Source organism: Bacillus sp. 1NLA3E, from assembly GCF_000242895.2.
GTDB lineage: Bacteria > Bacillota > Bacilli > Bacillales > Cytobacillaceae > Bacillus_BU.
Genome location: NC_021171.1, coordinates 3,496,886 through 3,510,898, shown reverse-complemented (window position 1 = coordinate 3,510,898; position 14,013 = coordinate 3,496,886). Strand labels below are relative to the sequence as shown.

The following is a 14,013-nucleotide window of genomic DNA, read 5'->3' as shown; positions in this document are numbered from 1 at the left end:
AGGTGAAATAAATGAAACTATTTATGTTAAAAAGCCTTCTACTTGCCTCCATTATGTTTATTTGTGTTCTGTTCGGGATGCAACAAGCAAATGATGGAATTCATCTAATGAAGGGGTACGATGACCCGAATACAGGTAGTGCTTTTACATTAACTGAGGGGAAACAAGGAAAAATACAAGCTTCTTTCTTAGGAAGAGATGTCACAAGTCATGATTTAGCAAAGAAAAAACAGGAACTAGAGAAGATGAACTCGTATAATTTTTTCTCAGCAACCGGGAAAAAGATTGCACAGGGAATTACTACCGTAACAGAAAAAACGATTGAAATGATTTCTAACTCAAAGGATAAATAGGTGCAGGGTGCGGAATATCGCCTCCTGTTTTTTCTTTGCCCAGGCTGACTCGTCTTTTGTTAGTCGCCGATGGGCGGGCGCCTTCCGGCTTTCTATTGAATGTTAATATCTCAATTGGTATAATGAAGAATAGTGTACATGCGCGAGAATAGTAGGAGTGAACGAGATGAACAGAGAAGAAAAATTAAAGAGACAAGCAAAAATCCGTAATTTCTCCATTATTGCTCATATAGATCATGGAAAATCGACGTTAGCTGATCGGATACTTGAAAAAACCAATGCACTAACAGCTCGTGAAATGAAGGATCAATTATTAGATTCCATGGATTTAGAAAGAGAACGTGGAATCACGATAAAATTAAATTCTGTCCAATTGAAATATAAAGCAAAAGATGGCGAAGAATACACAATGCATTTAATCGATACACCAGGACATGTCGATTTCACATATGAAGTTTCCCGCAGCTTAGCTGCATGTGAAGGAGCGATCCTTGTTGTCGACGCAGCGCAGGGAATAGAAGCGCAAACTCTAGCAAACGTCTACCTTGCACTTGATAATGAATTAGAGATTGTTCCTGTTATTAATAAGATCGATCTTCCAAGTGCTGACCCTGAGAAAGTCCGCCATGAGATTGAGGAAGTCATCGGTCTGGATGCATCGGAAGCGGTACTTGCATCTGCGAAAGCAGGAATAGGGATTGAGGAAATACTTGAACAAATAGTAGAAAAGATACCAGCGCCTGAAGGAGATCCGGATGGACCGCTTAAAGCTTTGATTTTTGATTCATTATTTGATGCTTACCGTGGGGTTGTCGCTTATATTAGGGTGGTTCAAGGATCTGTAAAAGTTGGCGATAGAATCAAAATGATGGCAACGGGAAAAGAGTTTGATGTAACGGAAGTCGGTGTTTTTACACCAAAACCAGTTCTACTTGATGAACTAACGGTTGGAGAAGTTGGTTTTTTAACTGCTGCAATCAGAAACGTCGGCGATACGCGAGTAGGGGACACAATTACCAGTGCGAAAAATGGTGCGACAGAAGCCCTGCCTGGTTATCGTAAGATGAATCCGATGGTGTACTGTGGTCTTTATCCAATAGATTCTGCAAAATTTAATGACTTACGTGATGCACTAGAAAAATTACAATTAAACGATTCTGCGCTTCAATTCGAGCCAGAGACGTCTCAAGCACTTGGCTTCGGTTTCCGCTGTGGTTTCCTTGGACTTCTGCATATGGAAATTATTCAAGAACGAATCGAACGTGAATTTAAAATAGACCTAATTACGACCGCACCAAGTGTTATATACCATGTCGTTATGACAGATGGATCTGACTTGAAGGTGGATAATCCATCCAAAATGCCCGATCCACAAAAAATTGATCGGATTGAAGAACCGTATGTAAAAGCAACCATGATGTCTCCTAACGATTATGTAGGAGCAATTATGGAGATTTGCCAAACCAAACGGGGTATTTTTATTGACATGCAATATTTAGATCAAAATCGTGTCAGCATTGTTTATGAAATTCCATTATCAGAAATCGTCTATGATTTCTTTGACCAATTAAAATCAAGTACAAAAGGTTATGCTTCGTTTGATTATGAGTTAATTGGTTATAAGCAATCAAAACTAGTGAAAATGGACATCCTTCTAAATGCTGAAAAAGTGGATGCATTGAGCTTTATTGTTCATAACGATTTTGCATACGAGCGCGGTAAAGTAATTGTTGAGAAGCTAAAAGAATTAATACCAAGACAACAATTTGAAGTGCCGATTCAAGCCGCAATTGGGCAGAAAATTGTAGCGCGATCAACGATTAAATCGATGGGTAAAAACGTCTTGGCTAAGTGTTATGGTGGAGATATTTCTCGTAAACGGAAGCTTTTAGAGAAGCAAAAAGAAGGTAAAAAACGGATGAAGCAGGTGGGGTCCGTAGAAGTACCACAAGAAGCCTTCATGGCTGTTTTGAAAATGGATGATAATAATACGAAAAAATAAAAAGGACTTGGGGTTAGACATGCTTGTTAACAAGCTGTGCTAGCCTCTTTTTCTTATAGGTGAAATGGAAGGTTGAAAAAATGATAAATGCTGCGTATCTTCATATCCCATTTTGTGAACATATTTGCCACTATTGTGATTTTAATAAAGTATTTCTCAAAGGTCAGCCAGTAACCGAGTATTTATTAGCAATGGAACAAGAAATCAAATTGACTTTTGAACAAAACTCACCCCCAGATAGGCTAAAGACGATCTTTGTAGGGGGAGGAACCCCAACTGCCTTAACCGAGCAGCAACTTCTCTTGTTTTGTGAAATTATTAAAAACAATCTCCCTTTTGATCATGAAACGGAATTTACATTTGAAGCAAATCCGGGTGACTTATCAAAGGAAAAGTTTCAAATACTAAAACAAGCAGGTGTTAATCGGATTAGTTTTGGTGTACAAACCTTTAACAATGAACTTTTAAAGAGGATTGGCAGAACTCATCGAGCAGAAGATGTATTTAAGTCGGTCGAGCTTGCAAAGGAAACGGGATTTGAAAATATTAGTGTCGACTTGATTTATAGTTTGCCGGGTCAAACAATCCAAGATTTTAAACAAACTTTGTCTAAAGCATTTTCTCTAGATATTACTCACTACTCTGGATACTCACTAATTATTGAGCCAAAAACAGTATTTTATAATTTATTAAGTAAAGGTAAGCTCCCGACTCAGAGTGAAGACATTGAAACAGAAATGTATGAAATATTGATGGATGAAATGGATAAGAATGGGTTTAATCAATATGAAATAAGTAACTTTGGTCTGCCGGGGTTTGAGAGTAAACATAATCTAACTTACTGGAATAATGAGTCGTATTATGGATTTGGTGCGGGAGCACATAGCTATGTTAATGGGAGTCGACGTTCAAATTATGGTCCGTTAAAAAAGTATATGGACCCGATTAAACGTGGGCAGCTGCCCATCTTAGATAATCATGAGGTAACTAAGCGGGAGGCAATTGAAGAGGAGATGTTTCTTGGTTTAAGAAAAATTGCAGGAGTATCTTTGTCGCATTTTCGCGAGAAATTTGCTGAAGATCCGTTGGCGTTATTTCAGGATGAAATTGCTGACTTACTAAACAGAGGGTTAATTGAAATTAATCATGACATGATTTTTTTAACAAAACAGGGTAAGTTTCTTGGTAACGAGGTATTTCAATCTTTTATTTGAAACATCTAAACGTTGACACTCTGCTTCATTTTTGATAATTTAATAATAGAATTAGCACTCGTTCATAAAGAGTGCTAACAGAGGTGATGTCCAGTTGCTAACAGATCGTCAAGTATTGATATTCCAAGTAATTGTTGATGACTTTATTCGATCTGCACAACCAATCGGCTCAAGAAGTTTGTCAAAAAAGGAGGAAATTTCCTTTAGTTCGGCGACCATTCGAAATGAGATGGCTGACCTAGAAGAAATGGGGTTTATTGAGAAAACCCATACCTCATCAGGTAGAATTCCTTCTGAAAAGGGCTATCGTTTTTATGTTGACCATTTGCTGTCTCCACCCGTTTTAGAGACTGGTGATGTGACTAAGGTAAAGTCGATTTTTGCCGAAAGAATTTACGAACTTGAAAAAATCGTTCAAAAGTCGGCTAGGATTTTATCTGAATTAACCAATTACACGTCTATCGTACTAGGGCCAGCAGTCAGGGAAAATAAATTAAAAAAAATCCAAATTATCCCTTTATACAATGATACAGCGATTGCGATTATTGTGACTGATACAGGGCATGTTGAAAATCGGATGTTTCACTTACCGGCAACGATGGACACAAGTGAAATTGAGAAACTGGTCAATATTTTAAATGAACGTTTAGTCGGTGTGCCGATTGTTGATTTAAATGAAAAAATATATAAAGAAGTCGCATCACTTTTGCGTCAGCATATTTATCAATATGATTCCATGCTGAGTACAATTGCCGATACATTTAAGCTTCCTACATCAAATAAGTTGTTTTTCGGTGGGAAAACGAATATGTTAAGACAACCAGAATTTCATGACATCGAAAAAATTCGTAGCTTAATGAATATGATCGAGCAAGAGGATGGGATTTATGATCTAATCCAAAGGAATCCTATTGGGATTAATGTCAAGATAGGCAGAGAAAATAACAACTCAGCGATGGAAAACTGCAGTTTAATTACTGCCACCTACTCAGTTGGTACAGAACAACTTGGATCGATTGCAATTCTTGGACCAACTCGGATGGAGTACTCCCGGGTGATCAGCTTGTTGAAAATGCTTACGGGCGATCTTTCCACGGTTTTATCAAAGCTGTATCAAAATAACTGACGCAGGAAATATTGATAAGGGTGGAGCGAGGGTTGTTCCATCCCCTTTCTATGTAATTTCTGGGGATGTGAAAGATTGAGTTAAAAGGCAAGCGACTTGCGTATTTCTTTTTAGGAGGTGAATATATGACACAGGAACAGAATCTTAAAAATGAAGAAGTTGTTGAAGAACAACAAACAGAGGAAACGGTCGAAACCATTTTTGCTGAAACAGACGACTCAGAAGTTGTTGTGGAATCTGGAACAGAAAAAGAGTTAGAAGAAGCAAAAACGAAAATTGCCGAGCTTGAAGGGCAGTTAGAGACTTCAGAAAACCGTTATCTTCGTCTTCAAGCTGACTTTGATAATTTCCGCCGCCGTTCAAGACAAGAAATTGAGGCGAGCGAAAAATATAGAGCACAAAACTTAATTACTGATATTTTACCTGCCATTGACAACTTTGAAAGAGCCCTTTCGATGACAGTTGAAAATGAACAAACAAAATCATTGCAACAAGGGATAGAAATGGTATATAACAACTTGCTAGATGCCTTGAAAAAGGAAGGTGTTGAACCAATTGAAGCCGTTGGTCAAGAGTTCAATCCTCATCTTCACCAGGCTGTGATGCAAGTTGAAGATGCAAATTTTGGATCTAATGTTGTTGTAGAAGAGTTCCAAAAGGGTTATGTCCTTAAGGATCGAGTTATTCGTCCATCAATGGTGAAAGTAAATCAATAAAAAATAAGGTCTATCACTTACATAGTAAGTAATTGGGAGGTTAAGGATTATGAGTAAAATTATTGGTATTGATTTAGGAACCACAAACTCTTGTGTTGCCGTATTAGAAGGCGGAGAACCAAAAGTTATTCCAAATCCAGAAGGCAATCGCACAGCGCCATCTGTAGTTGCATTTAAAAATGGAGAACGTCAAGTAGGGGAAGTAGCAAAGCGTCAAGCTATTACAAATCCTAATACGATTATGTCGATAAAACGTCATATGGGTACGAATTTTAAAGTTGAAGTAGAAGGAAAGGAATACTCTCCACAAGAGGTTTCAGCTATCATCCTTCAATACTTAAAATCTTACGCGGAAGACTATCTAGGAGAGCCAGTAACAAAAGCGGTAATTACAGTTCCTGCTTATTTTAACGATGCTGAACGTCAAGCAACAAAAGATGCTGGGAAAATTGCTGGTCTAGATGTTGAACGTATTATCAATGAGCCAACTGCTGCGGCTTTAGCGTATGGGTTAGATAAGATGCATGAAGATCAAACGATTCTTGTTTATGACCTTGGTGGTGGTACATTTGACGTATCCATTCTTGAATTAGGCGATGGAGTTTTTGAAGTAAAATCTACTGCAGGTGATAATCGTCTAGGTGGGGATGATTTCGACCAAGTTATTATTAATTACTTAGTAGATCAATTCAAAAAGGAAAATAGCATTGACCTTTCTAAGGATAAAATGGCATTGCAACGTCTTAAGGATGCTGCTGAAAAAGCGAAAAAAGACTTGTCTGGAGTAACTTCTACACAAATCTCTTTACCGTTTATCACTGCGGGAGAAGCTGGACCATTACATCTTGAAATTCCATTAACAAGAGCAAAGTTTGATGAACTTACTGCTCATTTAGTAGAAAGAACTATGGGACCAACTCGTCAAGCTTTAAGGGACGCAGGACTTTCTGCATCTGGAATTGACAAAGTTATTCTTGTAGGTGGATCTACTCGTATTCCAGCTGTTGTCGAAGCAATTCGTAAAGAAACTGGCCAGGAGCCTCATAAAGGGGTTAACCCGGATGAAGTAGTGGCTATGGGTGCTGCTATTCAAGGTGGAGTTATTTCTGGAGATGTAAAGGATGTTGTTTTACTAGACGTAACACCTTTATCTCTTGGGATTGAAACTATGGGTGCTGTATTTACCAAGCTAATTGATCGTAATACAACCATTCCAACATCAAAATCCCAAGTGTTCTCAACGGCAGCTGATAGTCAAACTGCAGTTGATATCCACGTTCTTCAAGGGGAACGCCCAATGGCTTCTGATAATAAAACTTTAGGACGCTTCCAATTATCGGATATTCCACCAGCTCCAAGAGGAATTCCGCAAATTGAAGTTACCTTCGATATTGATAAAAACGGGATTGTAAATGTTCGTGCAAAAGATCTTGGCACAAACAAAGAACAGACAATCACGATTAAATCTTCAACAGGCTTATCTGATGAGGAGATTCAAAAAATGGTAAGAGAAGCTGAAGAAAATGCGGATGCTGATAAGAAACGTAAGGAAGAAGTTGAACTTCGAAACGAAGCAGATCAGCTCGTATTTACAACTGAGAAAACATTAAAAGATCTTGAAGGCAAAGTGGATGCTGGTGAAGTAGCACAAGCCAACGAGGCGAAAGATGCTCTCAAAGCTGCAATTGAGAAAAATGACTTGGACGAAATTAAAACCAAGAAAGACGCTTTACAAGAGCTTGTTCAAAACTTGACTGTGAAGCTTTATGAAGAGGCTGCTAAGCAAGCTCAAGCTGCTCAAGGCGCTCAAGGTCAAGATGGAAAAGGCAAAGATGATAATGTAGTCGATGCCGAGTTTGAAGAAGTTAACGACGATAAATAAATTCAACCTTAAGAAAGAGTCAAAGTCAGGTCCTTCATGGCTTTGGCTTTTTCTTTAGTATTGCAAAGTTCAGATTCACAATGTTACAATAACCTTTATGTGAAAGGATGCGGGAGTGGTAGGCATGAATAAACGAGATTACTATGAAGTTCTTGGAATTAGTAAAAGTGCATCAAAGGAAGAAATAAAGAAGGCTTATCGAAAGCTATCAAAACAATTTCACCCTGATATAAATAAAGAAGATGATGCAGCCGATAAATTTAAAGAAGTAAAAGAAGCGTATGAAATATTGAGCGATGAGCAGAAACGTGCCCATTACGATCAATTTGGCCATACTGACCCAAATCAAGGTTTCGGTGGCAGCGATTTTGGCGGTGGCGGTTTCGGTGGATTTGAAGATATCTTCAATACCTTTTTTGGTGGAGGAGGCGGAGGATCAAGACGTCGTGATCCTAACGCACCACGACAAGGTGCTGATTTGCAATATACGATGACACTAAAGTTTGAAGAAGCAGTATTTGGCAAAGAAACTGACATCGAAATCCCACGGGAAGAAGAATGTGAAACCTGCCACGGTTCGGGTGCTAAACCTGGGACAAACCCAGAAACCTGTCCACATTGCCATGGTGCTGGTCAGCTTAATGTCGAACAAAACACACCTTTTGGAAGAATTGTTAATAGAAGAACTTGTCACCATTGTAACGGAACAGGAAAATTAATTAAGAATAAATGTTCTACATGCGGTGGAGCAGGTAAAGTGAAAAAACGTCGGAAAATTCATGTGAAAATCCCTGCTGGTATTGATGATGGTCAACAACTAAGAGTTACCGGTCAAGGTGAAGGCGGTATAAATGGTGGGCCTTCTGGGGATTTATATGTAGTGTTCCACGTTCGGGACCATGAGTTTTTTGAACGTGATGGGGAAGATATTTACTGTGAAATGCCAATTACCTTTTCACAGGCCGCCCTTGGGGATGATATCGAGATTCCAACCTTGCATGGCAAAGTAAAATTAAAAGTCCCTGCAGGTACTCAGACAGGTACGAAGTTTAGACTTAAGGGTAAAGGTGTTCCGAATGTAAGAGGTTATGGTGTTGGAGACCAGCATGTAATCGTTCGAATTATTACCCCATCTAAATTATCGGATAAGCAGAAACAACTTCTTCGAGAATTTTCTGAAGCTAGCGGTAAGGCACCAAATGGCAGTCATGAAGAGAGTATTTTTTCAAAAGTTAAGCGCGCCTTTAAAGGTGAATAAAGGATGAAATGGAGTTGGTAGAGATGAAATGGTCAGAGCTTAGTATTCATACAACAAATGAAGCTATTGAGCCAATCTCAAATATTTTACACGAAGCAGGCGCCAGTGGCGTTGTAATCGAGGATCCCTTTGAGCTAAGTAAGGAAAGGGTGGATCGATTCGGTGAAATCTACCAACTCAATCCTGATGATTATCCCGAGGAAGGGGTTATTATCAAAGCCTATATTCCGATTAACAGTTTTCTAGGGGAAACAGTTGAGGAAATTAAGGATGCAATTAATAATTTAATTCTTTTTAATATTGATATTGGAAAAAATAATGTGACTATCAGTGAAGTAAACGAGGAAGAATGGGCTACTGCTTGGAAAAAGTATTATAATCCTGTTAAAATTTCTGAACGGTTTACGATTGTTCCAACCTGGGAAAACTATACTCCTGTAGGCAGTGACGAGCTAATTATCGAATTGGACCCAGGAATGGCATTTGGTACAGGTACCCATCCAACCACTGTGATGTGTGTACAGTCCCTTGAAAGTACTATTAAATCTGGTGACAATGTCATTGATGTCGGGACCGGAACAGGAGTTTTAAGCATTGCTGCAGCACTATTGGGAGCGGAAAAGGTGACGGCATTAGATTTAGATGAAGTCGCAGTTCAGTCTGCATCGCTAAATATTAAGCTTAACAAGGTAAAAGATTTTGTTACAGTGGCTCAAAATAACCTATTGGATGGGATTGTTGGACCAGTAGATATAGTTGTAGCTAATATTCTTGCTGAAGTGATCCTTCGCTTTACCGATGATGTTGCAAGAGTGGTCAAAAAGGGTGGTTACTTCATAGCTTCCGGGATTATTCAACAGAAAAAAGAGCAAGTGAAAGACGGGATCATAAACGCTGGGTTTACAATTGAAGAAACGCTAGTTATGGAAGACTGGGTAGCGATTATCGCCAAGAAGAATTAGATACTTTTTTAGGGGCCTTTCCCCTACTTATTGCATTACAAAGGCTCGCCCGCTGGCGAGTTTATTTTTTGTATGTTTTAATATACATGGTAAGAAAGAGGGGATTTTCCTTGCAACGTTATTTTGTAAATACCAACCCCGAAACCAATCGTTTTACGATTAATGGTGATGACTATCACCATATTGCTCGTGTGATGAGAATGAAATCAGGCGAAACAATTGTGTGTGTTACCAAAGAAGGCAAAAGTGCAGTTTGTCAAATTGCAGAAATTACCGATGAACAAGTGGTGGCAAACGTTGTAAAATGGGAAGATGAGACAACTGAGCTTCCAATAAAAGTATCTATTGCGAGCGGATTGCCAAAAGGGGATAAGCTTGAGTGGATTATTCAAAAGGGCACAGAGCTTGGTGCAACGGATTTTGTTCCCTTTCTTGCATCTCGCTCCATTGTCAAATGGGATGAAAAGAAAGCGAAAAAAAAGGTTGAACGGTGGCAAAAAATTGCCAAAGAGGCAGCGGAACAATCCTATCGCAGCAAGATACCGCAAGTTTTTTCTCCAGTCCACATAAAAACACTCCTTGAACAGGCTGCGAATTATGATTTTAAACTAGTGGCCTATGAAGAAGAGGCAAAGCAAGGCGAAGTTGCAGTGTTAGCTAAAACGCTTAGTGAAATTAAGGCGGGACAGTCACTGCTAATGGTTTTTGGTCCAGAGGGCGGGCTTTCTACACAGGAAATCTCATTGCTGAAAGAAAATGGGTTTTCTGTTTGCGGACTTGGCCCCCGTATATTAAGAACGGAAACAGCACCCCTTTATTTTTTATCAGCGGTGTCTTATCATAAAGAATTATTGAGGTGATTATTATGCCTACAGTAGCGTTTCATACACTTGGATGTAAGGTAAACCATTATGAAACAGAAGCGATTTGGCAATTATTTAAAGAACAGGGCTATGAGCGGGTGGAGTTTGAAACAACATCCGATGTTTATATTATCAATACATGTACCGTAACGAATACCGGCGATAAGAAAAGTCGTCAAATTATTCGTCGTGCTGTGAGGAAGAACCCAGATGCTGTCATTTGTGTTACTGGATGTTATGCACAGACTTCACCAGCAGAAATCTTGGCAATCCCTGGTGTTGATGTTGTCGTTGGAACACAGGATCGTGTCAAAATGCTAGATTTCATTGAACAATATAAGCAAGAGCGCCAGCCTATTAATGGTGTCAGAAATATTATGAAAAGCCGTGTTTATGAAGAGTTGGATGTTCCTGCTTTTACAGACCGGACTCGTGCTTCTTTGAAAATTCAAGAAGGCTGCAACAATTTTTGTACCTTCTGTATTATTCCTTGGGCACGTGGCTTGATGCGTTCACGTGATCCAAAAGAGGTTGTACGTCAAGCACAACAGCTCGTTGATGCTGGCTATAAAGAAATTGTCTTAACTGGTATTCACACCGGTGGATATGGTGAAGATATGAAGGATTATAACTTGGCCATGCTTTTACAAGACCTTGAAAAAGAAGTAAAAGGCTTAAAGCGCCTCCGTATTTCTTCTATTGAGGCCAGCCAAATTACCGATGAGGTTATTGAAGCAATCAAAAATTCTAATATTATTGTTCGTCACCTCCATATTCCACTACAATCAGGCTCTAATTCTGTTTTAAAAAGGATGCGCCGTAAATATACCATGGAGTTTTTTGCAGAGCGTTTGGACCGCTTAAAAGAGGTTCTACCAGGTTTAGCAATTACCTCTGATGTAATTGTTGGCTTTCCAGGCGAAACAGAAGAGGAATTTATGGAGACCTATAACTTTATCGAAGAACATCAATTTTCTGAGCTTCATGTTTTCCCATATTCCAAGCGAACAGGGACTCCTGCTGCACGGATGGAGGACCAAGTTGACGAGGAAGTGAAAAATGATCGAGTTCATCGACTCATTTCTCTTTCTGATCAATTGGCAAAAGAATATGCTTCGCAATTTGAAGGGGAAGTTCTTGAGGTTATTCCAGAAGAAAAACATCACGAAAACGATGAGAGTCCTTTATACACTGGCTACGCGGACAATTACCTAAAAGTAGTCTTTGCCGGAACAGAGGCAATGATCGGGAAAATTGTCAAAGTTAAAATTACCAAGGTGGGCTATCCATACAACGAAGGTCAATTCATTCGGGTATTGAATGATGATATAGTCCAGGAAGAAGAAGCTGCAATTTAATATAATGCAAACAGGCTACCTAGATGGATCACGGTAGCCTGTTTTTTTATTTGGATCTGTTTAACTAGAATGTTGATTTCCGCTTCAGGCGCTTCGCTTTCCGCGGGGCGGGCGGTGAGCCTCCTCGGCGCTAGCGCCTGTGGGGTCTCACCTGTCCCGCTGCTCCCGCAGGAGTCTTCGCGCCCTCCACTCCAATCAACATTGTTCAAAAAATCACCATTGAGCTTTAACACAGCCTTTTATTTAAATTTGGTATAAATCCTTCCATTTCTTTTTAAACTAAAAGGGCTTGTAAAAACCCCTCGAATTTTCTTTTTGAGAATGATATGATGTAAGAGGTACGGACATCTTCAGGTCTGAAGGGAGAAAACAAATATGTCTAATAATGTTGCAGCAATGATTGATCATACCCTATTAAAAGCTGATGCAAAAAAAGAACAAATTGAACTGTTATGTAAGGAAGCGAAGGAATATAAGTTTGCTTCTGTTTGTGTAAACCCAACATGGGTGAGATACGCAAGCGAACAATTAAAAGATAGCTCCGTTAAGGTATGCACCGTAATTGGTTTCCCACTTGGGGCATCAACAACCGAAACAAAAGCATTTGAAACAAAAAATGCAATTGAAAATGGTGCTGAAGAAGTAGACATGGTTATCAATATTAGTGCGTTAAAAGATGGAAATGACGACTTAGTAGAGAATGATATTCGTGCCGTAGTGAGTGCTGCAAAAGGCAAAGCTTTGACAAAAGTCATCATCGAAACTAGTTTACTTACAGATGATGAGAAGGTACGAGCTTGTCAAATTGCTGTTAAGGCCGGAACAGACTTTGTTAAAACCTCTACAGGTTTTTCTACTGGAGGAGCTAGTGTGGAAGATATCGCACTAATGAGAAAAACGGTAGGACCTGAAATTGGTGTAAAGGCTTCAGGTGGAGTTAGAAATACGAGCGATGCCCAGAGTATGATTGCTGCTGGTGCAACTAGAATTGGCGCAAGCTCGGGTGTAGCAATTGTAAACGGCTTAACGAGTGATGCAGAATATTAAAATGGAAAAGGCTGACTTCTCATAGTCAGCCTTTTTAAATTTTTTTTCCATGGACATATAGGATCCATTTCCCGAAATGTTCAGCAAAAGGTAGTACGAACAAAGATGACATTACATTAAAAATCAAACTGGAATGGGCAAGTTGGACATCAGGGCTACTGGCAGCAACTGACGAGATGGATGCCAGCCAGCCTATTAACGGAAAAAAGATCGTTACTCCGACAACGTTTAACCATATATGTGCATAGGCACATAATTTGGATTCATGTCCAGCCCCAACAGCAGCTAAAAATGCAGTCACACATGTCCCAATGTTGGAACCAAGCATAATCGCGATTCCACTATCAAGGTTGAGGATTCTACCGGATAAAAATCCCATTGTTATACCGGTCATGGCAGTACTAGATTGTATTAATGCGGTGAAAATAGTCCCGAAAATAACGCTTAAAAAATGACTCTGGTTAAGAAACAATAAGATTTTTTCTACAAATGGCATGCTAGTAAGGGGGTGCGATAAAAATTCAAAACCTCTAATTGCAATAAAAACCGCAGACATTCCGAATAAAATAGATCCAGTGCTTTTGATCTTCAGATCTTTAAAAAGCATAAAAATTGCCCCTATAATTGCCATTGGAATAAGAATTTGATTGAAATCAAATGTGATAATTTCTGTCGTAAAGGTTGTGCCAATATTTGTTCCTAATATAATTCCAATCGATTTTGGAAAAGTGAGCATCCCAGCGGAAATTAAGCCTATGGTAATGACCATTACAGCTGCACTACTGTGAAGAGTTGCCGTTACCAGAACACTTGTAATCAGTGCCTTAAATGGGTTGCTGGTGACCTGTTCGAGAAGTTTTTTTAATTTGTCACCCGACAGCTGAAATAATCCGGCTCTTAAAACGGTCATTCCCATAATAAAGGCTCCAATTAGAAGCAAAAAAAGTAAAATGTATAACATGTCCGTCACTCCCTATCTTTATATATGAATGAGGATGGAAATTTAGACATTCCAAAGATGAAAGTATTCGTGATGGTAAGTTGATTTATCAACGTATTAATTATATTTGAATTATGGAAGAATATAGTCGAAATATAAAAATTTTTGCCGATACATAGTAACAATGCCAAATTCAGTTGACCTTATATCATCATTATATTATAATTGTCAAAGTACATGGAACTCCATGTCCTCGATGTTAGTGTGTTGTGTTCGGAGGGAGGGAAAGAGA

The 14,013-nt window shown here is 39.1% G+C and carries 12 protein-coding genes; 11 read left to right on the top strand and 1 reads right to left on the bottom strand.

Annotated elements, in window-relative coordinates; genetic code table 11:
• Positions 1-11: 11 nt before the first annotated feature.
• The 11 genes from B1NLA3E_RS16820 to deoC all read left to right on the top strand — a co-directional run bounded on the left by B1NLA3E_RS16820 (position 12) and on the right by deoC (position 12,781).
• A complete protein-coding gene (locus B1NLA3E_RS16820; protein WP_015595037.1) occupies positions 12-353 on the top strand; it encodes a YqxA family protein in 342 nt (113 codons plus the stop codon).
• A 166-nt stretch (positions 354-519) separates the two neighbouring features.
• Positions 520-2,355: a translation elongation factor 4 gene (gene lepA, locus B1NLA3E_RS16815; RefSeq protein WP_015595036.1), complete on the top strand. Its 1,836-nt coding sequence runs from the start codon at positions 520-522 to the stop codon at positions 2,353-2,355.
• Positions 2,356-2,435: 80 nt separating this feature from the next.
• Positions 2,436-3,569, top strand: a complete 1,134-nt coding sequence (gene hemW / locus B1NLA3E_RS16810) for a radical SAM family heme chaperone HemW (protein ID WP_041580633.1) — start codon at positions 2,436-2,438, stop codon at positions 3,567-3,569.
• A 94-nt stretch (positions 3,570-3,663) separates the two neighbouring features.
• On the top strand, positions 3,664-4,695 hold the full coding sequence (gene hrcA / locus B1NLA3E_RS16805) for a heat-inducible transcriptional repressor HrcA (protein ID WP_015595034.1): 1,032 nt from the start codon (positions 3,664-3,666) through the stop codon (positions 4,693-4,695).
• Positions 4,696-4,820: 125 nt separating this feature from the next.
• The gene (gene grpE / locus B1NLA3E_RS16800) at positions 4,821-5,411 is read left to right on the top strand and encodes a nucleotide exchange factor GrpE (protein WP_015595033.1); all 591 of its coding nucleotides are present in this window, start codon (positions 4,821-4,823) and stop codon (positions 5,409-5,411) included.
• Positions 5,412-5,460: 49 nt separating this feature from the next.
• Entirely contained in the window at positions 5,461-7,293 is a 1,833-nt protein-coding gene (gene dnaK, locus B1NLA3E_RS16795; protein ID WP_015595032.1) for a molecular chaperone DnaK, read from the top strand.
• A 124-nt stretch (positions 7,294-7,417) separates the two neighbouring features.
• Positions 7,418-8,551, top strand: coding sequence for a molecular chaperone DnaJ (gene dnaJ, locus B1NLA3E_RS16790; RefSeq protein WP_015595031.1), 1,134 nt, complete (start codon positions 7,418-7,420; stop codon positions 8,549-8,551).
• Between the two features lie 23 nt (positions 8,552-8,574).
• Entirely contained in the window at positions 8,575-9,513 is a 939-nt protein-coding gene (gene prmA / locus B1NLA3E_RS16785; RefSeq protein ID WP_015595030.1) for a 50S ribosomal protein L11 methyltransferase, read from the top strand.
• A gap of 110 nt (positions 9,514-9,623) precedes the next feature.
• Positions 9,624-10,373 carry a 16S rRNA (uracil(1498)-N(3))-methyltransferase gene (locus B1NLA3E_RS16780; protein WP_041580632.1) on the top strand — a complete coding sequence of 250 codons (750 nt, stop codon included), beginning with the start codon at positions 9,624-9,626 and terminating at the stop codon, positions 10,371-10,373.
• 5 nt (positions 10,374-10,378) lie between these two features.
• Positions 10,379-11,734 carry a tRNA (N(6)-L-threonylcarbamoyladenosine(37)-C(2))-methylthiotransferase MtaB gene (gene mtaB / locus B1NLA3E_RS16775; RefSeq protein WP_015595028.1) on the top strand — a complete coding sequence of 452 codons (1,356 nt, stop codon included), beginning with the start codon at positions 10,379-10,381 and terminating at the stop codon, positions 11,732-11,734.
• A 375-nt stretch (positions 11,735-12,109) separates the two neighbouring features.
• A complete protein-coding gene (gene deoC / locus B1NLA3E_RS16765) occupies positions 12,110-12,781 on the top strand; it encodes a deoxyribose-phosphate aldolase (RefSeq protein ID WP_015595026.1) in 672 nt (223 codons plus the stop codon).
• A 34-nt stretch (positions 12,782-12,815) separates the two neighbouring features.
• Here the strand turns inward: deoC and B1NLA3E_RS16760 are convergent, their stop codons facing one another.
• A complete protein-coding gene (locus B1NLA3E_RS16760; protein ID WP_015595025.1) occupies positions 12,816-13,742 on the bottom strand; it encodes a Na/Pi symporter in 927 nt (308 codons plus the stop codon).
• Between the last annotated feature and the right edge of the window lie 271 nt (positions 13,743-14,013).

Coding starts and splice junctions, on each gene's coding strand:
- B1NLA3E_RS16820 (WP_015595037.1), top strand. CDS start 12: ATGAAACTATTTATGTTAAAAAGCCTTCTACTTGCCTCCATTATGTTT.
- lepA (WP_015595036.1), top strand. CDS start 520: ATGAACAGAGAAGAAAAATTAAAGAGACAAGCAAAAATCCGTAATTTC.
- hemW (WP_041580633.1), top strand. CDS start 2,436: ATGATAAATGCTGCGTATCTTCATATCCCATTTTGTGAACATATTTGC.
- grpE (WP_015595033.1), top strand. CDS start 4,821: ATGACACAGGAACAGAATCTTAAAAATGAAGAAGTTGTTGAAGAACAA.
- dnaK (WP_015595032.1), top strand. CDS start 5,461: ATGAGTAAAATTATTGGTATTGATTTAGGAACCACAAACTCTTGTGTT.
- dnaJ (WP_015595031.1), top strand. CDS start 7,418: ATGAATAAACGAGATTACTATGAAGTTCTTGGAATTAGTAAAAGTGCA.
- prmA (WP_015595030.1), top strand. CDS start 8,575: ATGAAATGGTCAGAGCTTAGTATTCATACAACAAATGAAGCTATTGAG.
- mtaB (WP_015595028.1), top strand. CDS start 10,379: ATGCCTACAGTAGCGTTTCATACACTTGGATGTAAGGTAAACCATTAT.
- deoC (WP_015595026.1), top strand. CDS start 12,110: ATGTCTAATAATGTTGCAGCAATGATTGATCATACCCTATTAAAAGCT.
- B1NLA3E_RS16760 (WP_015595025.1), bottom strand. CDS start 13,742: ATGTTATACATTTTACTTTTTTTGCTTCTAATTGGAGCCTTTATTATG.